The organism is Paenibacillus sp. FSL R7-0210, from assembly GCF_038009085.1.
GTDB lineage: Bacteria > Bacillota > Bacilli > Paenibacillales > Paenibacillaceae > Paenibacillus_AQ > Paenibacillus_AQ silagei.
The window spans coordinates 2,302,372-2,319,922 of sequence record NZ_JBBPAR010000001.1 but is presented as its reverse complement, the minus strand read 5'-3'; the positions used below and the strand labels follow the sequence as shown (position 1 = coordinate 2,319,922).

The 17,551-nt window shown below is 45.7% G+C and carries 17 protein-coding genes and 6 pseudogenes; 21 read left to right on the top strand and 2 right to left on the bottom strand.

Annotated features, from left to right (window positions below; all coding sequences use genetic code 11):
- Positions 1-4: 4 nt before the first annotated feature.
- From MKY64_RS10175 to MKY64_RS10155, 5 genes are read left to right on the top strand one after another with little or no spacing between them, the layout of a single operon-like run.
- Entirely contained in the window at positions 5-997 is a 993-nt protein-coding gene (locus tag MKY64_RS10175) for a hypothetical protein (RefSeq protein ID WP_339257096.1), read from the top strand.
- Positions 987-1,856, top strand: coding sequence for a sugar phosphate isomerase/epimerase family protein (locus MKY64_RS10170; RefSeq protein WP_340958047.1), 870 nt, complete (start codon positions 987-989; stop codon positions 1,854-1,856). Before MKY64_RS10175 ends, MKY64_RS10170 begins: the two co-directional genes overlap by 11 nt.
- Positions 1,853-3,139, top strand: a complete 1,287-nt coding sequence (locus MKY64_RS10165; RefSeq protein ID WP_340952656.1) for an ATP-grasp domain-containing protein — start codon at positions 1,853-1,855, stop codon at positions 3,137-3,139. The genes MKY64_RS10170 and MKY64_RS10165 overlap by 4 nt, the downstream gene beginning before the upstream one ends.
- Positions 3,136-4,407, top strand: coding sequence for a hypothetical protein (locus MKY64_RS10160; RefSeq protein ID WP_340952652.1), 1,272 nt, complete (start codon positions 3,136-3,138; stop codon positions 4,405-4,407). Before MKY64_RS10165 ends, MKY64_RS10160 begins: the two co-directional genes overlap by 4 nt.
- Positions 4,408-4,437: 30 nt before the next feature.
- A complete protein-coding gene (locus MKY64_RS10155; RefSeq protein WP_340952651.1) occupies positions 4,438-5,499 on the top strand; it encodes a hypothetical protein in 1,062 nt (353 codons plus the stop codon).
- A 218-nt stretch (positions 5,500-5,717) separates the two neighbouring features.
- Here the strand turns inward: MKY64_RS10155 and MKY64_RS10150 are convergent.
- Together MKY64_RS10150 and MKY64_RS10145 are read right to left on the bottom strand one after the other, a co-directional pair.
- Positions 5,718-5,831, bottom strand: a pseudogene (locus tag MKY64_RS10150) (arsinothricin resistance N-acetyltransferase ArsN1 family A); the annotation flags it as partial.
- Positions 5,813-6,394 (bottom strand): annotated as a pseudogene (locus tag MKY64_RS10145) (methyltransferase domain-containing protein); the annotation flags it as partial. The pseudogenes MKY64_RS10150 and MKY64_RS10145, both read right to left, overlap by 19 nt.
- 216 nt (positions 6,395-6,610) lie before the next feature.
- Here MKY64_RS10145 and MKY64_RS10140 point away from each other — a divergent pair.
- From MKY64_RS10140 to MKY64_RS10070, 16 genes and pseudogenes are all read left to right on the top strand, one after another.
- Positions 6,611-6,721, top strand: a pseudogene (locus MKY64_RS10140) (arsenate reductase/protein-tyrosine-phosphatase family protein); the annotation flags it as partial.
- A gap of 24 nt (positions 6,722-6,745) precedes the next feature.
- Positions 6,746-6,955, top strand: coding sequence for a hypothetical protein (locus tag MKY64_RS10135; RefSeq protein WP_340952649.1), 210 nt, complete (start codon positions 6,746-6,748; stop codon positions 6,953-6,955).
- 111 nt (positions 6,956-7,066) lie between these two features.
- Positions 7,067-7,390 carry an ArsR/SmtB family transcription factor gene (locus tag MKY64_RS10130; protein ID WP_340952647.1) on the top strand — a complete coding sequence of 108 codons (324 nt, stop codon included), beginning with the start codon at positions 7,067-7,069 and terminating at the stop codon, positions 7,388-7,390.
- Between the two features lie 84 nt (positions 7,391-7,474).
- On the top strand, positions 7,475-7,819 hold the full coding sequence (locus MKY64_RS10125) for an ArsR/SmtB family transcription factor (protein WP_340952643.1): 345 nt from the start codon (positions 7,475-7,477) through the stop codon (positions 7,817-7,819).
- The gene (locus MKY64_RS10120) at positions 7,820-9,130 is read left to right on the top strand and encodes an arsenic transporter (RefSeq protein ID WP_340952641.1); all 1,311 of its coding nucleotides are present in this window, start codon (positions 7,820-7,822) and stop codon (positions 9,128-9,130) included.
- A 21-nt stretch (positions 9,131-9,151) separates the two neighbouring features.
- Entirely contained in the window at positions 9,152-9,571 is a 420-nt protein-coding gene (arsC, locus tag MKY64_RS10115) for an arsenate reductase (thioredoxin) (RefSeq protein ID WP_340952637.1), read from the top strand.
- A 54-nt stretch (positions 9,572-9,625) separates the two neighbouring features.
- Positions 9,626-9,985 (top strand): annotated as a pseudogene (gene arsD / locus MKY64_RS10110) (arsenite efflux transporter metallochaperone ArsD).
- Positions 9,986-10,017: 32 nt separating this feature from the next.
- Complete coding sequence (locus tag MKY64_RS33400) at positions 10,018-10,284, top strand: ArsA-related P-loop ATPase (RefSeq protein ID WP_445671695.1); 267 nt, start codon at positions 10,018-10,020, stop codon at positions 10,282-10,284.
- Positions 10,215-11,135: pseudogene (locus MKY64_RS10105) on the top strand (ArsA-related P-loop ATPase); the annotation flags it as partial. The gene MKY64_RS33400 and the pseudogene MKY64_RS10105, both read left to right, overlap by 70 nt.
- A gap of 25 nt (positions 11,136-11,160) precedes the next feature.
- A complete protein-coding gene (locus MKY64_RS10100) occupies positions 11,161-11,592 on the top strand; it encodes a protein-tyrosine phosphatase family protein (RefSeq protein ID WP_340952635.1) in 432 nt (143 codons plus the stop codon).
- Between the two features lie 23 nt (positions 11,593-11,615).
- Positions 11,616-11,993, top strand: a complete 378-nt coding sequence (locus MKY64_RS10095) for a class I SAM-dependent methyltransferase (RefSeq protein WP_340952634.1) — start codon at positions 11,616-11,618, stop codon at positions 11,991-11,993.
- Between the two features lie 441 nt (positions 11,994-12,434).
- Positions 12,435-12,971 (top strand): annotated as a pseudogene (locus MKY64_RS10090) (flavin-containing monooxygenase).
- Between the two features lie 488 nt (positions 12,972-13,459).
- A complete protein-coding gene (locus tag MKY64_RS10085; protein ID WP_340952632.1) occupies positions 13,460-13,591 on the top strand; it encodes a hypothetical protein in 132 nt (43 codons plus the stop codon).
- Positions 13,592-14,037: 446 nt separating this feature from the next.
- Positions 14,038-14,352: a thioredoxin gene (trxA, locus tag MKY64_RS10080; RefSeq protein WP_340952630.1), complete on the top strand. Its 315-nt coding sequence runs from the start codon at positions 14,038-14,040 to the stop codon at positions 14,350-14,352.
- A 48-nt stretch (positions 14,353-14,400) separates the two neighbouring features.
- Positions 14,401-15,783 carry an MATE family efflux transporter gene (locus MKY64_RS10075; protein ID WP_340952628.1) on the top strand — a complete coding sequence of 461 codons (1,383 nt, stop codon included), beginning with the start codon at positions 14,401-14,403 and terminating at the stop codon, positions 15,781-15,783.
- Positions 15,784-15,836: 53 nt separating this feature from the next.
- Positions 15,837-16,742 (top strand): NAD(P)/FAD-dependent oxidoreductase, encoded by a 906-nt coding sequence (locus tag MKY64_RS10070; RefSeq protein ID WP_340952626.1) that lies wholly within the window; start codon positions 15,837-15,839, stop codon positions 16,740-16,742.
- Positions 16,743-17,551: the final 809 nt, after the last annotated feature.

Below are 17,551 nucleotides of genomic sequence, written 5' to 3'. Positions count from 1 at the left end.
AGATATGACGTCTCATACGGATACGCCGGATGCCAAGCCGGAAATGATGAAGCTGGCGGCGATGGAATGTGCAGCTTCCTGCATCTTGACCCACTTATACCGGTCCGGGGCCAACCCTGATCTGTTTCTGCTGGATTACTGGAATGTCAATTATGTTTCGCGTATTATTACGGCGAGCCAGCATGTGCGATTGAACAAAAGCTTGCCCTTTCTGTACGGCATCCATCTGGTTTACAAGGGATGTGGACCTGAGGCGCTAAAGCAGTCTGTTCAGTCAGGGAACCGTGCGGTAGTGAAATGCCGCCCATCCGATCTGGATTTTTTCCCTCCCCATATGCTGAGCATGGCGGAGAGTGGATTCGAGCATTATATCCTCGCAGATAGCTTCGATGAAGCGCGTAACGCCTTCAGAGTATTCGATCCCATTGTCGATTTCAACGGATTCCTGACCGGAGAAGAGCTTATGCGGGCATCGGCGGAGCCGGAAGAGGAGGAAATCATTTTCTATGAGCTTCAGCCGGATCAAGAAGGGAAGGGGTTCGAGGCTCCCGGCAAGCATGATATCTTCGCCTACGCAGCCAAGCGAAACTACGAAATGTATGTCCGTTCTCAATACAGTTCGGGTACCGCCGCATTGGACAGCTTTGCCCGGGATTTGCAGGAATCTCTAGCTTTAAGCCCGGAACAAACGTCGAACTGGTTGAACCAGAACTCGATCGGCATTGCTTCCATAACCAAGCTCCGCTCTTCCATATGGAATAGCTTTGCCCAGCTGGGCGTGATGGACAAGGGGCAGGCGCTGGAAGGGACGAACCGAATCAGCGGGATCGTGAAGTTATGGACGACACTGAATTTCTTGCTTGTGAAATACCGCAAGAACATCGGGGACGAAGCGCTGCTGCGTTCGGCTCTTGCCAGGCTGCGGGAAATTCGGGATGCGGAGCTTCAATTCCTGGCCTGGATGAATGGAATAGGCGGTGATCTGACTGCGGTATAATCTATGCACGATTTCTTTTCGGCATGAGCTGGTATCCTTCCAGGAGCTGCTTCGTTATGCTCTTGATAAGGGCTTCAACGGTATAGAACTGTGGGGCGTGCATGCCAAGGCTTTACTTCGCCAACGGGGCCAGGAGCTGGAAGGTATGCTGGACGAAATGTTCAGCTACGGGCTCGAAATCAGCATGCTGAGCGATTACATCCCTCTCATGGGGAATCTCCCAATGGACGTTCTACTTAAGGAATGGCAGGACACCGTACAGGCGGCCAAAGCGTTCCACACAGATAAGCTGAGGATTTTCGCCGGAAACCTGAGCAGTCAATCTCTTGATGAGAAGGACTGGGAGCTTTGCACCGAACGTCTAAAAATCCTTTGCGCCATAGCAGAGAGGGAAGGGGTCTATACAGTGGTTGAGACTCATCCGGGAACCGCTGCCGACGGCTTAGATTCCACACTTCAACTGCTCCGGCAAACCGGCCACCCTGCCTTGAAGCTGAATTTGGACTTTCTGCACATTTGGGAATCGGGCGCTGATCCCCTTGCCGCCTTCGAACGCTTGAAGCCATGGATTGTCAATATCCATCTGAAGAATGTGGAATCCCGGCAATGGCTCGAAGTATTCTCTCCTAACAATATCTATTCTCCGAGCGGCAGCCGCAGAGGTATCGTACCCTTGGCCGATGGAGAAATGGACTGCCAAGCCATCATGAAGCGCCTTATCTTGGACCCTATCGAAATCCCGGTATCTCTGGAATGGTTCGGAGCCAACCCCTTTCAAATCTTAAAGTCGGAGCTAGGCTGGCTTAAAGGACTGGAGTCCGGTCTCAAGCCGGAGAAAGTGGAGGTGACGGGAACATGAATAACGCACCTTATGTGGAGCATCTAACCGGAACGCGCGCACCGAAGCTCTGGTACTCCAATATCAATTGGGAACAAGGAAAAGCCGCTCAAGAGATTCGCTTACCCCATATTAACAATGCGTCCGGAGATCGGCTCGTATCGCAAATGGATCTCTACCAAATTTATTTGGCTGACCGGGATGATCTTGTTCTCCTGAAAGAGGCTCCGGATCCTGAATTCCTAGCTTATTTGGAAGAAGAGAGGATAGCCATACCATCCATCGCGATTGGCGAACGGTCTGAATATACGGGTGAGTTTCGCAGCCGGATTGCTGTTCCTTACTTGATGGACGAGCAGGAGGATCAGTTTCTCAAGGAAAACGGAGGGAGCTGGATCGGCCCGCCAGCCCGATTGTCCGTGGAACTGAACAGCAAGATCGCAACGCGTAAATTATGCGAAGAAATCGGCTTTCCAGTCAGCGACGGCAGGATATGCGAGGGGCTTGACGCGATCCGCCGTTCTTGCGCCGAGTTGGAGGGACGGCATCCTGGAGCCCGGCTGGTTGTAAAAACCGCTTACGGTTCTTCCGGCAAAGCGCTGTTCCATATCCATCGTGGCGCGGATTTGGAGACGCTGCTCGGATATTTACAGAGGCAGATCTCCCGGGGAGGCGGGCAACCGGTGGTGACGGTGGAACGCTGGCATCAGGTCAAGCGCCATCTGACGGCACAGCTCTGGCTGGGGGGAACAGATTGCGAGATCCTGGCTATGACCGAGCAGAGGATTACGGATGCAGGAGTGTACAGGGGGAGCCGTCTACACCCGGATCTGCCTGAACCCTTGATCATAGCTTATACCGAACAGCTGCAGCAGCTGGGTACATCTTTACATTCCCGGGGCTACGAGGGTTTCATTGGGGTAGACTCCATACTGGATGAAGACGGAACTTTAATACCGGTTATTGAGATCAACGCCCGTCTTACCATGGTCACGTATTTGCTAAAGATTCGTAAGCACTTGCTCGAACGCGGGTTTCCTAGAATGGAGACTCAATCCTATGATTTCAAGCTCCACCCTGGAGCCACATTTGCAGAATTTGCTGAAAAGGTGACATCGATAAGGATCTCTGCCGGACAAGGCGGGGCATTCGTGTATGGTTTCCACCGTGATGGGGAATCGGCAGACCGTATCCGGCCTTGCCGGGTCTCGGCTCTGAGCTGGGGTGTGGACGATGAAGCTGAGAAGCTTGCCCGTCAAAGGCTGGAGGAAGCCATCATGGAATGGAGGGGAGCTGTCATATGACTATGGTTTCACAACGACTGTCGAATCAGCAGGAAGCGGGCCAACCCTTTTGGCTGGAAGCAGTGGAGCCGTTTGGATCACCCGTTTATGTATATGACGAGGGCAAGTTGGCCTCCGATTATTTGTCGCTGCGGGACGCTTTACCCAAGGATGTGACGCTATATTATTCCATGAAAGTCAACCCCAATCCGGAGGTATGTCGTCTCATCAACGGCTGGGGTTCGCCGATCGAAGTAGCATCGGTGGGGGAATATGAGATGGCCCGCTCTAACGGGGTAAATCCGAACAGCATCGTGTTTACCGGGCCGGGCAAAAGCGCGGACGAGATTCATCATGTGCTTCGCCATGGGATCTACGCGATTAATGCGGAGTCGATCCCGGAGCTATTCGTCATTCACGATGAAGCGGTTGCGCTTGGTATTGTCGCTCCCGTTATGTTAAGGGTCAATTTGTCTACTGGAGCCAAAGGCTCGCGTATGTCATCGGTCGGACTTGCCTCCCAGTTTGGCATCGACGACAGTGAAATTAATGAAGCGGTGCAAACCGCCATTACCCTTGAAGGGCTAGAGCTGATCGGATTGCATACGTACCAGGGCACGCAAAATTTCCATCTCGACTTTTACCGGGAGAGCGTTCCGATGATGTTCGGTCTCACTCGGCAGGTGCGAAACCAATTCGGCCTGCAGCTTCGATGCTTAGGGCTCGGCGGCGGTTTCGGCGTTCCCATGTTTGAAGGCGATGAGCCGTTTCCTGTCGAAGCTTTCGGGGCGTATCTTGCCGGGGAGTTAGATCGCAATCGGGATCTGGAATTAGAAATGGTATTCGTAGAATCAGGGCGGCGAATTGCCGCAACTATGGGGGTTTATGCGGTCAGAGTGCTGTACACCAAGCTCTCCAAAGGCAAAGCCTTCGCCATTGTCGATGGGGGAACCCACCATCGGGCTTTCTCCAGCCTGATGGGACGAAGCTTCAAGCAGCCTCTGCCTCTTCAGCTTTGGAAGGCGGGGGAGCGCAAGCTATACGAATCCGGTGAAGGAGAAGGCCGGATCTCCTACAATGTTTGCGGTAAATTGTGCACTCCCGCAGATGTGCTGCAAGGCAGCGTCATACTACCCCCTCTAGAGCCGGGGGATTGGATCGCGTTTCCCCATATGGGGGCATATGGCTTAACCTGCGGCAATGTTCATTTTCTGTCTCATGCTCTTCCAAAAGAAGTTATTCTTCGCCCTGACGGTACGTTAAATGATGTGAGCTGGCTATCAACCTAATCAGTGAGCTCATCATAGGGAGTTGACCATGTGATACCTACCCATCGGATTTTGCCTTATAATGACATATGGCTTGATTGTGTCAATAATAACTTGATGGCGATTCTCATTAGTCATCATACATCGTTCGAGAAGCTGCCTCTGACTTTTAAAACGCAGTACTGGAAAAAACTCATCAACCAGACATTCCCCGAAGACAATTTTGAAAGCTTGCTTCAGCAAGGATTAATGCTGCCGAAAGTTCAATATGACACGGAACAGCTCTATCATTATCTTCGCTTTGAGGATCAGCTTATTGAGCAATCTGATATACCTTTCCTGGATGCGATGATTCAAGGCGCTTTAGACAAGAAGAAATATGTCTTTCTCGATGTGGACCGCTTTTTTTATTCCAATGGAAGAGAGTCCGGAAAAATACATTTTATCCATCCGACATTTATTCATGGAAAATGTGCGAGTGGGGAGGCATACACAGTAATTGAAGATTGCTTATCTCCAGGGCGAATGCACGATTATCAAACTCCACTTGAAGTCATTATGGAATCTACCCAATATCTAATGAAAAGCGGCAAAAAAGTCAGATTCATAATGGTTTCTGTGCATGAAGGATCGATAAGGAATTTTAATCATGAATTTTCTGTACAGGACTCGTTTATCTCAGAATTGAGAAGCAATCTGTTGGATGATAAAGTCGTTTTTCTTGAGCAATATGGTCTTCATTATCAGCTGGGACTAAAAGCGTTGACCGATTATGTAGAGGAATTCGAAGAACTTGTAGGTAATTTGAACGAAACTAGCATATTTGCCTTGAGAAGCAGTTCTTTTGCACAGAATCATAAGAAGAATAACAGGCTTTTTAAGTTACTGGAAGATCAATCGTCCCATACCAATCTCTATAAGAAGTTAGCAGAACAAAGCACGGAGCTAAGTCGTTTATGGGAAATTTATAGAACGACAGTTATTAAAATGATCGCATCTAATAATCGTGTTCATGCTCAAGCTATCGTAAAACTCGAAGAGATTGTGAAGAAAGAATATCACATGGTCCAGACGATGAAAATGGCAACTGAGGTTAGTAACCAATGCAATTGAGATGATCTAAATGATAACTAAAGAAAAGACGCCTTTTAGTCAGGCGTTTTTTTAATTGGAGGAAATGAACTGTTTATATAGAATGGTTAAATCAACCATAATACAAAAATGTATATTATTGGTGATTCGGTTTTTTATAATTTGATTAAACTACAATTTTATTTATGGTATCACTTCTTTTTGTAACTTACAGAACATCTTTTGAAGTACTATTCAATTTATAGCAGTTTCTCCATAATCATCACATCAATAAATTCCCCATCCATATCACCTTGCTTCTCAAAAATACCAACCTGCCGGTAACACATTTTCTGATACAGCCCGTGACCCATTCGTCCAGATCATCTTTGATCTCAGGGGGAAGTTCTGCTGTAGTTACAATGTCGGAGATGGCCAGACGGCCCTGGCTGGAGGACACGATGCGCTTCACGGAAAACCTGTTGCTTATCCGGTGAGAGATTAATCACACAATTAGAGATAATCACATTTACCGAATTGTTGGCGAGGGGAAGATGTTCAATCTCACCCAATCTAAACCAGGCGTCATGTCCACACCGATTACATGGCCCTGATCACCTACCTGGCGTGAGGCTAGGAAACAATCGAATCCGCCGCCGCTCCCGAGGTCCAGAACATGCTCACCAGCCTGCAGTCCAGCAAAAGCCTGGGGATTACCGCATCCGAGGCCTAAATTTGCACCTTCAGAAGCTGCAGCCAGATCCTCGCTGGAATACCCCAACTTAGCGGATAGGGCATCGAAATCGGATGGGGATTCACAGCAGCTGCTGTCAGCTGGTGCGCAGCAGGAAGAGGCAGCTTCGACCTTTTTCACAGCGATTTTTTGATAGCGTCCCCGTACATTCTGACGGATCTGGTCATTTGTAAGTTTACTCATAATAAAACACTCCTCTTAAGGTTAGATTAGATTTTCACTTTACCTTTTGTTGATTTAACAGCAGGTCTCGCAGCAGAGTAGTTGTTTCGGACGAACAAACGAGGGGGAAAAGGAGCATTGGAATTTGGTTTTTTCCTTGGAGTATTTCCTGGCATGCAGCTTAACTTGATGTAATTCCTCCTGATGGCGTTTGTGTAAGACCTCGGTCATGTATAAATCTCTCAACCAATTCGACTTTATTTCCTTTGTATTCAAAATCGTTGCCGTAGTCAAATCGCCGAAGCCTTTGCAAAAAACTATGGCGGTGAGCATGTTATCGTCGAGAGTGCAGGTCTTGAAACGGGTGCTATCATGCAATCAAAAGTGATTATTAAGTTGTGTGAGCAAGTGAATGAGAAATGTCCAATTGTTCCCTTTGCCATCAAGAATGTTCAGTGGGATATTGCTGATCCCTTAACACATATGGGCAGGGTAGAAGATGTTAGAGCCACACGTGATGAAATCGAATTAAAAGTCATTGAATTATTAAGAGAAGTAGGAGTACCAGTGCTAAATGATTAAGAAATCGAAAGGTACTTAACGGACCTTTCTTGCTTTTGGATCTCATGGTATTTAATATATAAGTATATAATTATGTACCGCGTGATTCGGAATTCTGAGAGGACAGTGCATATGTTCAACATAGAAATGGCAGAGAAATTGAAAGTACTGGGTGACAAAACCAGACTTACAATTATGGGATTGTTAAAGGATAGAGAATGGTGTGTTTGTGATTTGGTGGATATTCTAAATATGTCTCAACCCAATGTAAGCCAGCATTTAAGAAAATTAAAGGCGCAGGGACTCGTGAAAGAAACAAAACGGGCACAGTGGGTTTATTATGCTTTGGCTATAGAGGAAGATTCTTATATTCACACCATTTTAGATGCACTACCGGAAACAGAATCGCTATTATTTTTATTAAAGGGCGAATATTCAGCCTGTGATTGTAACTAAAAGGGACAGAGTTAGGATGTGCATATTCGCACTTGTTTATATAAGCGATTGCTTATATAATGATGGAGGCAAGGGGGAAAGAAGATGAGTTTTGATCTGAATGATTTAGAAGAAGTATCGCAGACCTTGAAGCTTTTGGGAGACAAAACAAGGCTGACCATGATGAAGCTTTTGGAGAAGCAGGAATGCTGTGTATGCGAGCTTGTTGAGATTTTTAAGACGAGTCAGCCATCTGTGAGCCAGCACTTGCGGAAGCTTAAGGATGCGGGGCTGGTCAAGGAGAACCGGAAAGGGCAGTGGATTTATTACTCGGTGAATCCAAATAGCATCCAGCATGAATTAATTCAGAACCTGATTGCCTTCGTTCCTTCACAAGATCATGAATTGGAAGAGCTCGATAAGAAAGGCTTAAGGATTTCATGTGACTAAATGGAGGTTAGCGGATTGATTTCAGTATTCTTAGCGGGTTTCATTTTTATTGTTACCTTAGTATTTGTCATTTGGCAGCCTAAGAACTTGTCCATTGGTTGGTCTGCCTGTGGCGGGGCTGTACTCGCTTTACTTGCCGGTGTAGTCAGCTTTAGCGATGTTAAGGACGTCACTTTGATTGTATGGAATGCCACACTGGCCTTTGTTGCAATCATCCTGATCTCGCTCATCCTCGATAAAATAGGATTCTTTGAATGGGCTGCCTTACATATGGCCAGAGCTGCCCGCGGGAATGGAACCCGGATGTTCATCTATGTCACCATTCTTGGTGCGGTAGTAGCCGCGTTTTTTGCCAACGACGGAGCTGCGCTCATTTTGACCCCGATTGTGCTGGCTATGGTCCGCGCACTGAATTTTGATGAGAAGAAGGTCTTTCCGTTCATCATTGCCAGCGGGTTCATTGCGGATACGACGTCTTTACCGCTGGTTGTAAGTAATCTGGTGAACATCGTATCGGCGGACTTTTTCGGGATTACCTTTATGGAATACGCTGGTCGGATGCTCATGCCTACTTTGTTTTCCTTAGGGGCAAGTATTCTAGTTCTGTACTTCTTTTTCCGTAAAAGCATCCCCAAGAAATTCGATAGCTCCCAGCTGAAAAATCCGCAGGAAGCGATAAAAGATAAGAAAATGTTCAAACTATCCTGGTGGGTATTAGCGCTTCTGCTGGTAGGATACTTCGTGAGTGAGTTCCTGAACATTCCGGTGTCTGTGGTAGCCGGGGTTATCGCCATTTTCTTCCTTCTCATGGCAAGAAGGAGCCCATATGTCCCCACGATGGAAGTCGTGAAGGGTGCGCCCTGGGCGATTGTATTCTTTTCCATCGGGATGTATGTCGTCGTATATGGTCTGCGCAATGCGGGACTGACGGATGTCCTTGCGGATGTTATTCAGGCTGTGGCCGATCAGGGATTGTTCGCCGCAACGATGGGGATGGGCTTTATTGCTGCAATTATCTCGTCCGTAATGAATAACATGCCTACGGTGATGATCGATGCACTGGCCATTGATGCTACGCACACCTCGGGACTGATTAAGGAAGCCTTGATTTATGCGAATGTCATTGGTTCTGATCTAGGACCGAAGATTACACCGATTGGTTCACTGGCGACCTTGCTGTGGCTGCATGTGCTTTCGACCAAAGGGGTGAAGATATCCTGGGGAACGTATTTCAAAACAGGTATTATCCTGACGATCCCCACGCTGTTTATCACACTACTTGGCCTCTATATAACGTTAAATCTATTTTAAACTCAAAGGAGATTACGACTCATGGATAAGAAAACCATTTACTTTTTGTGTACAGGAAACTCCTGCCGGAGCCAGATGGCCGAAGGCTGGGCTAAGGAATATTTGAGCGATGAATGGAATGTGTACAGTGCCGGCATAGAGGCTCACGGACTGAATCCGAAAGCCGTTCAAGCGATGAACGAAGTAGGAATTGACATCTCAGCTCAAACGTCGGATATGATTGATCCGCAACTGCTTAATAACGCAGACCTCGTGATTACCTTGTGTGGAGATGCCGCAGATAAATGCCCAATTACTCCGCCTAAAGTGAAACGTGAGCACTGGGGATTTGATGATCCGGCGAAAGCGCAAGGAACAGATGAAGAAAAATGGGCTGTCTTCCAGCGGGTTCGTGATCAAGTGGGCGAGCGCATCAAACAATTCGCTGAAACAGGAAAATAATGTAGGGTACAGCCGGGGCTTCCCGGCTGTATTTCTAATGAGGAGATGGAGTTCATGAAAAGAATTGAAATCTATGATCCGGCGATGTGCTGCTCCACCGGTGTACGCGGACCTGTTGCTGATCCTGAATTAATTCGTATATCTGCTGTAGTTCATAACTTGAAGAAGCAAGCTGTAGATGTATCCAGATATAATCTAACCAGTGAACCGGATGCTTTTGTTACGAATGCTGAAGTCAGACAATTGCTGACTGATGAAGGTCCTGAAGTATTGCCGGTTACTTTTGTGGACGGGAAAGTGGTTAAGAAACAGGGCTACCCCACGAATGAAGAGTTATAGCAGTGGACGGGGATTGCCGCAGCTGAATTGATAGCCAAACCTCGCATCCGTCTTGAAATCAAGACAAAGTCATAATAGATGCCATAATAAAAGAAAGAAGGCATACCATGTCTAATCTCTTTGATCCACTGACTATGCTGCCGACACCGTACCTGTTCTTCACCGGGAAAGGCGGAGTGGGTAAAACCTCAACAGCCTGTGCAGCAGCAGTAGCGCTGGCTGACTCCGGCAAACGGGTGCTGCTGGTGAGTACGGACCCAGCCTCCAATCTGCAGGATGTTTTCGGTATAGAGCTGTTCAACCATCAGGCATCGAAAGTTTACGTGCATTCTTCGCTCCAGTCCAAGGGGATTCGGATCATGTACAACAGGTAGAGGTGAATGCTGACATCCCCTCATTTGAAGCTATGCTCTCCGATTTGGAGAGTAGCGGGATTCGGGTGATCTTTACGATGGGAAAAGGCGGCGTAGGTAAAACTACCGTAGCCTCTGCCATAGCGGTTGGTCTGGCCGAACGGGGACACCGGGTTCATCTCAGTACAACAGATCCGGCAGCTCATCTGGAATATGTATTCGGTGATCATTCTGATCAGATTTCTATCAGCCGGGTTGATCCGAAGGTGGAACTGGAGAAATATCAGCAAGAGGTGATCCGCCAGAATGCAGATTCTCTGGATGAAGAGGGGCTTGCTTTTCTGGAAGAGGATTTAAGATCGCCATGTACCGAAGAGATAGCCGTGTTTCGTGCATTTGCTGACTTGGTAGAGCGCTCTGAGGAAGAGATTGTGGTTATAGATACAGCACCAACCGGACATACGCTGTTATTGCTGGATGCCACTCAAGAATACCATAAGGAAATCGCCCGTTCCTCGGGCGTCATTCCGGATTCCGTGCAGCATTCACTGCCGAGACTTCGTGATCCGAAGGAGACAAGCGTCGTTATTGTCACTCTGGCGGAGGCAACGCCAGTGTATGAAGCTTCCCGCCTGGAACAGGATTTGAAGCGTGCGGGTATTCCAACGAAATGGTGGGCGATTAATCAAAGCTTTGCTGCTGCAGGGACAACAGATCCTGTGCTGAGCGGGCGGGCTCATGCCGAACTGAACTGGATTCAGAAGGTAGAACAAAATGCTGAGGAACATGTGGTAATCATCCCTTGGAAGTCTAATGAAGTAACCGGGTATGCGCAGCTTAAAGAACTCTCGTGCGGAAGTAACTGCTGCTAGAGAATAGAGACAGGGGAGAACTATAATGGCAAATTATCATGAACTGATCGAAGGTAAAGTATATATCGGCGGGGAAAATGCGCTGCTTGAAGCTCTGCAGGAGCAAGAGATTACCGATGTGTTTGACTTAAGGGATACTGGCACGAAGGCAGAAGGCTTTCCAGAGCATGTAACCCGTCATCATTTTCCCATTGTAGAAGATGAGAGCGGCCAGGAAGGTTCAGTTCAAGCCGCAATCCAAGCGGTAACAGCAGCAGTGAACAGCGGGAAGACAGTGTATTTCCATTGTGCCGGCGGACGGAACCGTACAGGGACTGTGGCTACGGGAGTCCTGCTTGAACTTGGCCAGGCAGCGACTGTAGATGAGGCGGAAACCTTGGCCAAAGAAAAGCGCCCGGATATTAACATCAAGCAGGATATGCGTGAGGTACTCAAGGGCTTTTATCCATCCAAGTAAAGGGGATAGATATTGCTGAAAAGATGATTCAATCAGCTACAGACTTAGCTCAAAGGTCAGGCAATACAGATCGTGTGTCATTTCGACTGGGGGACTCCCAGGCATTACCTTTCAGCGAGAACTCCTTCGATGCCGTAATTAACGAGTGCGCGGTCGGAATTCCCGATGATTCCCAGCAAGTACTTAATGAAATGGTTCGCGTAGTAAAGCCAGGAGGCAGAGTGGTGATCCATGAGTCCATTTGGAAGAAGCGGATAACGGACATGGAGAAGGAGGATCTGTCTGAAAGGTATGGAACGACTCCCTTGGAGCTTGAAGAATGGAAGCATATGTTGATACAGGCAGGCGCCGTTGATATTGTATCGGAGCATGAAGAGTGGTCAAAGCCTGAAAGGTTCTGAAAGGTACGTAAAGACCGGGAGGTTAGTCATTATTCAAAGGTGCTTACTTTTCCGGAAAGGGTAGTAACATGAGCAGAACGGTCAACGGTCTTGTCGAGAATGAATGGATTGAACGGATTACAGATCCGGATAACCGGCGGTATATAAAGCTAACACTTTCCCCAAAGGGGCAGATACTCCATGATCAAATCAGCTCCGTTCTGAACGCTTATTTCGGAAACATTATGAAGGATATCCCGGAGAATAAAAGGGAGCAGGTTGCAGAGAGCTTGGAACTGTTAATCCATGCACTAAATAAGAATAACTGCTGTTAGACATAGGTTTGTTCGATGAGGAGAGGTTGGTGGATATATTGCAGAAGACTCTAGACGCTGTAGTTGTCGGAGGGGGCAGGCTGGGCTTGCATCCGGGTATCATTTGCAAAAGGCAGGTCTGAATTATATGATCCTGGAAGCCGGTGAACAGCCCGCGGGATCATGGCCGCAATATTATGATAGTTTGAAATTGTTTTCTCCCGCCCGGTATTCGTCATTGCCAGGATACCCTTTTCCAAAAGCTCCAAATGAGTATCCGCTACGCGATGAGGTCATTCCTTATTTACGTCAATATGCGGAGAAATTCAAACTCCCGATAATGGTAAACCAAAAAGTAGAACAAATATAATTAGGAGACGAAGGCTTTGATGTTATAACCTCAGCAGGAGACAGATTTAGGACAAAAACTCTCATTAGCGCATCGGGCTCGTTTCATCATCCTCATCTTCCGAGTCTTCCAGGAGCGGATAGTTTTCAAGGCAGAATTCTTCATTCCTCCGAGTATAAACACCCGGAATCGTTCCTGGGAAAGAGGGGTGTCGTTGTCGGCCGTGGAAACTCGGGAGTGCAGATTGCAGTGGAACTTGCCAATCATGCTAACGTAACATTAGCTGTCCAGCAGCCAGTCCGATTTACGCCGCAGCGCATAATGGGAAAACGGTAATCCGGATCAGAGAACAATGTATTCAGCTTTTTCTCCTGAAGGTGTTATTTGGGAGGATGGGTAACGGGAAGCCATTGATGTTGTGATATTCGCTACAGGATATCGTCCTAATATCTCCTCTCTGAGTGGGACAGGTGCATTTGCATCAGATAGTAGACCTCTGCATGTTGCCGGTGTCAGTACAGAAGTTCCTGGACTTTATTATGTTGGATTATCTAATCAGCGTTCCTTTGCGTCAGCGACGGTTCGCGGAGTCGGGGCTGATGCTAAATATATCGTGCGGAATATTAAACGGTTTTTGAAAAATGACGAGTACCCCTTTGAGCCGCAAAGAAGGCCGCTGGAATTATTACAGTATCGAAGGTTATGAAATATGTATTGCCAGGTGACGTGTGTTGTGTTTTTTACCCGTCGACAACATAAATAGCGGGTAAAAAAATTTATTCAATACATCAAAATAAATTGATGGATAAGAGGAGGCATTTTGAATGGTCAAAATAGAAGTTTTTGAATCCGGTGGATGTTGTTCAACGGGGGTGGCGAACCCTGAAGAGAAGCTGCGTCTATCCGCTTTGCGGTTGTTGGGCTGGAGGACTCTAAAGATTCACATTCCTGCTTGATAGCTACAAAATTAACTGTCTCGTCTCTTTTATCCTTCCTAGAAATTCGGTGAGGGCATTCGGACGCTTGCATTCTACGAGTAACGGAGTTATTATAGATTCATAAAGTCTTTGATTTTCAATGAAGAAGTGTGGCAGCAGAGCCGATAATCCATACGGGCAATTCAAGGAGATTGAATGTTCAATCGTTTTTTCGGTTATTTAAAGATATTATGTAACTACAATATCTTTATATAAATGCGATATGTAAGGAGGTGAGGAGGATTATAGGACAAGTTAACGAGTATCCGGCTCAGCGAGTCGGCATTGTAACGCAAGACAAACAACGGCTCGACAAGCGAAATGAAACAAGTCGTCAAACAGGACGCAGATAAACAATTGAAATCTCATATTTAATTAAAGATATAATATATCTCTAATATATTTAACTCGAAAGGATGATCACGATGGCTATTCACCACGCGAAAGATTCTAATTTTAAAGAGATGGTGCAAACTGAAGGTATAACGGTAGTGAATTTTTGGGCCTCTTGGTGTGGTCCATGCAGAATGTTCGCCCCTGTTTTAGAGGAGTTTGAAAAGGAAGCAGATGATTCCATTAAAGTAATTAAAATTAATGTAGATGAAAATCCGGTGACCTCTTCACAATTTCAGATAATGAGCATACCGGCAACCCTTATATTCAGAGATGGAAAGCCCCTATATAAAGAATTAGGCATATTGCCGAAAGATGCCCTCCGGCAGCTTGTTGCCTCCAAATAAACAAACTCTTTTAGAAAGTACATTAAAAGACTTTAAGGGGCATTCACTATGAATAATCATATGGAACCGCTGGGCGTAATGCCAGTAGGCAAACTTTTATTGAAATTCTCAATACCGGCTATCATCGGCGTGATGGTTAATTCAATCTACACGCTAGTCGACCGGCTTTATGTTGGCCGGTTGGGCGCTCTCGCCATGACTGGGATTGGGCTTAATTTCCCATTTATGTCCTTGATTACGGCATTCAGTTTCTTCATTGGCGTAGGCGCGTCCGCAATGATTTCCATTCGGCTGGGCCAAAACCGCAAAGAGGATGCGGAAAAAATACTTGGCAATTCGTTTTCATTTCTGGCTATACTGATGATTCTCGTATCATTTTTTGGACTGATGTTCAAGGTGCCAATACTCAACTTATTTGGGGCGAGTAATGCCACAATTGGTTATGCGTCAGACTATATAACAATTATCTTATATGGAACAATATTTCAGGGGATTGCCTTGGGGCTTAACAATATCATCCGGGCCGAAGGAAATCCCACAAAATCCATGTTGACCATGCTGCTAGGTACAGTGCTTAATATTATTCTTGACCCTATCTTTATATTTAGTTTCGATATGGGGATCAAAGGTGCTGCATGGGCCACGCTGATTTCGCAACTCGTATCCTCCGCATGGGTAATCGCGCATTTTGTAAAAGGAAATAGCACTTTGAAATTACGAATGAAAAATCTTGTGCCAAGCTGGCAGGCTTTCAAGGAGGTTGCGAGTATAGGATTATCCCCATTTGTTATGCAAATTGCCGCTACTGCCGTTGCTATATTGATGAACACCGGGTTGAAAACATACGGCGGCGATATAGCGATTGGGGCTATGACCGTAATCAACTCTGTTATGATTTTCTTTTACATGCCTGTTATAGGCATCGCACAGGGGGCACAGCCCATTATTGGGTTCAATTACGGTGCGAAACAGTATAAACGGGTAAGGGAAACTCTGAAACTGGAAATGATAATTGCAACCGCCATTTGTGTATTTGCTTTCTTATGTACGCAATTTCTTACAGTGCCAATTATCAAGGCTTTTAGTAGCGAGACTACCTTGATTCAAGCGGCGTCCTATGGTATGCGGATAATGCTGATGATGACGCCACTTATTGGCTTTCAAATGGTATCTTCGCAATATTTTCAGGCAATTGGCAAAGCAAAAAAAGCAACCATTTTAGGGCTTCTTCGCCAAGTAATTCTCCTTGTTCCGCTGCTCGTTATTATGCCTCACCTATTTCAATTGACAGGTGTTTGGATGGCAAGCCCTATCGCAGATTTTATTTCATGCTCAATAACCGGAATAGTTTTATTTCGGGAACTTAAACAACTTGGTAAAATGGAAATTTCCTCTAAAGGAAAAACTTTGGTCAGTTATCAAAGCTTATAAGTGATATTAAATGTCTTTTAAATCTTCTTTAATTGGACTGGAGTGATTAGAATATGATTTACGATTGTGTAATTGTTGGGGGAGGCCCCGCTGGATTAAATGCAGCACTTGTATTAGGCAGGGCAAGAAGAAGGGTGGCGTTAATCGACAATAATAAGCCGAGAAATGCGGTTACTCATGCATCCCATGGGTTTATTACAAGAGATGGAATTGCGCCCTCGGAATTTAGGTCTATCGCTTATGAAGAATTGCAGAGTTATCCTTCTGTAGAGCATATAAAGACAGAGATCCATGCTGTGAAAAAGGTTGGATCCGAATTTTGGATTCTGGATGATTCCAGCGAAAGTATTAGAGCACGAAAAGTTATTTTGGCAACGGGGTTAAGGGAGATCTTTCAGGAAATTGACGGGTTTAAGGAGCTATATGGAAAAAGTCTATTTAACTGTCCTTACTGCGATGGTTGGGAATTGAGAGATCAGCCCCTTGTTATAGTAGCTGAACCAGCAGCGATTATGCATGTCGCAAAGTTAATGTATACTTGGAGCAAAGATTTGTTGATTTGCACAAATGGTAAGGAGGCAAACTTGGAGAACAAGCACGTATCACTTTTGGAATCAAAAGCGATTAGGGTACAGGTACAGCCGATCCGATCTTTCATTGGTGAAAATGGTCTGCTCCATTGTGTTCAATTTCAAGATGGTACGACCATTCCGAGAAGTGGTGGCTTTATTTTCCCACAATTTAAACAGAGTCTGTCTTTTGTAGAGGAATTGGGTTTGGAGAGAACGGTATCGGAAGGCATTCAAACGGATGAGGCTGGCAGAACTTCAATAGCAGGCTTATATGCTGCAGGTGATGCTGCTTACATTCAACCCTCCCAATTGATATATGCTGCGGCAGACGGCAGTCGAACCGCTATAAGCGTCAATCTGGATTTGGCGGATGAAGATTTCCGGTAACATCTTGAGACGAGGGTGTAACAAAAAGATTGTCAAAAACACCTTAAAACAACTCTCCTAAGGGGTTGTTTTTTTTGGCCAAAAGGGGGGCATTGTCGGCAATGGGACCATGTTCTTGTCCACCGACAATTGGTTGGATGAACAAAGTATGGGCCTATCATGCTGTTAGTCTTCATACAGACATATGTACAAAATACGGGTTTTGTGAAGAAGTAACGAGTAAATAAATAGGATTAGCCTAATTCAAGCTTCTTCGAGCCGTTTTTACAGTTTTTACATCTGATCTGGCTTATTGTACTTGTATACTTATAATACTGATTCATTCCTCTTTATCTTTACATAGATCATTTTGTAAATTATTTTTCTTTTATTGACACAACACTTTTCATTTAGTTAATACGGCCGGTCAAATATAGTTATTTTTTACGATGCTTTTAATAACTGTGATCCCTGAGTCCCAGCATCTTACATTCCATATAGTTCTAATTAGTCCTGTTAATCAATTGGGTTAATTTTACTATTTAGTGCAAGGCCCTTAGTATCTAGCTGCAGAGTCTATTGAGTCCCCAGAATAGATTGCTACATTTCTTCTAGCTAGAATACCTTGTGTTCTTAAGCGCAGGATAGAACTATTAAATACTAATCCTTCTTCTTTTTCAAAATCAATATATCGTCTTGGAAAAACGGTGAAGCACCGCGGGTTTATCGATTGTTGTTGATTGATACAAAGTTCCCTACTAAACGCTCTATTCGTTAAAAATTCTAGGAATTGTTTAGAACTGATTTAGGTAAGTAGGCAACTTTGTATC

What these genes read in the sequence shown, in the direction of transcription:
- MKY64_RS10175 (WP_339257096.1), top strand. Translation starts at nt 5, where the DNA reads ATGACGTCTCATACGGATACGCCGGATGCCAAGCCGGAAATGATGAAG.
- MKY64_RS10165 (WP_340952656.1), top strand. Translation starts at nt 1,853, where the DNA reads ATGAATAACGCACCTTATGTGGAGCATCTAACCGGAACGCGCGCACCG.
- MKY64_RS10160 (WP_340952652.1), top strand. Translation starts at nt 3,136, where the DNA reads ATGACTATGGTTTCACAACGACTGTCGAATCAGCAGGAAGCGGGCCAA.
- MKY64_RS10135 (WP_340952649.1), top strand. Translation starts at nt 6,746, where the DNA reads ATGCAATCAAAAGTGATTATTAAGTTGTGTGAGCAAGTGAATGAGAAA.
- MKY64_RS10130 (WP_340952647.1), top strand. Translation starts at nt 7,067, where the DNA reads ATGTTCAACATAGAAATGGCAGAGAAATTGAAAGTACTGGGTGACAAA.
- MKY64_RS10125 (WP_340952643.1), top strand. Translation starts at nt 7,475, where the DNA reads ATGAGTTTTGATCTGAATGATTTAGAAGAAGTATCGCAGACCTTGAAG.
- MKY64_RS10120 (WP_340952641.1), top strand. Translation starts at nt 7,820, where the DNA reads ATGGAGGTTAGCGGATTGATTTCAGTATTCTTAGCGGGTTTCATTTTT.
- arsC (WP_340952637.1), top strand. Translation starts at nt 9,152, where the DNA reads ATGGATAAGAAAACCATTTACTTTTTGTGTACAGGAAACTCCTGCCGG.
- MKY64_RS33400 (WP_445671695.1), top strand. Translation starts at nt 10,018, where the DNA reads ATGTCTAATCTCTTTGATCCACTGACTATGCTGCCGACACCGTACCTG.
- MKY64_RS10100 (WP_340952635.1), top strand. Translation starts at nt 11,161, where the DNA reads ATGGCAAATTATCATGAACTGATCGAAGGTAAAGTATATATCGGCGGG.
- MKY64_RS10095 (WP_340952634.1), top strand. Translation starts at nt 11,616, where the DNA reads ATGATTCAATCAGCTACAGACTTAGCTCAAAGGTCAGGCAATACAGAT.
- MKY64_RS10085 (WP_340952632.1), top strand. Translation starts at nt 13,460, where the DNA reads ATGGTCAAAATAGAAGTTTTTGAATCCGGTGGATGTTGTTCAACGGGG.
- trxA (WP_340952630.1), top strand. Translation starts at nt 14,038, where the DNA reads ATGGCTATTCACCACGCGAAAGATTCTAATTTTAAAGAGATGGTGCAA.
- MKY64_RS10075 (WP_340952628.1), top strand. Translation starts at nt 14,401, where the DNA reads ATGAATAATCATATGGAACCGCTGGGCGTAATGCCAGTAGGCAAACTT.
- MKY64_RS10070 (WP_340952626.1), top strand. Translation starts at nt 15,837, where the DNA reads ATGATTTACGATTGTGTAATTGTTGGGGGAGGCCCCGCTGGATTAAAT.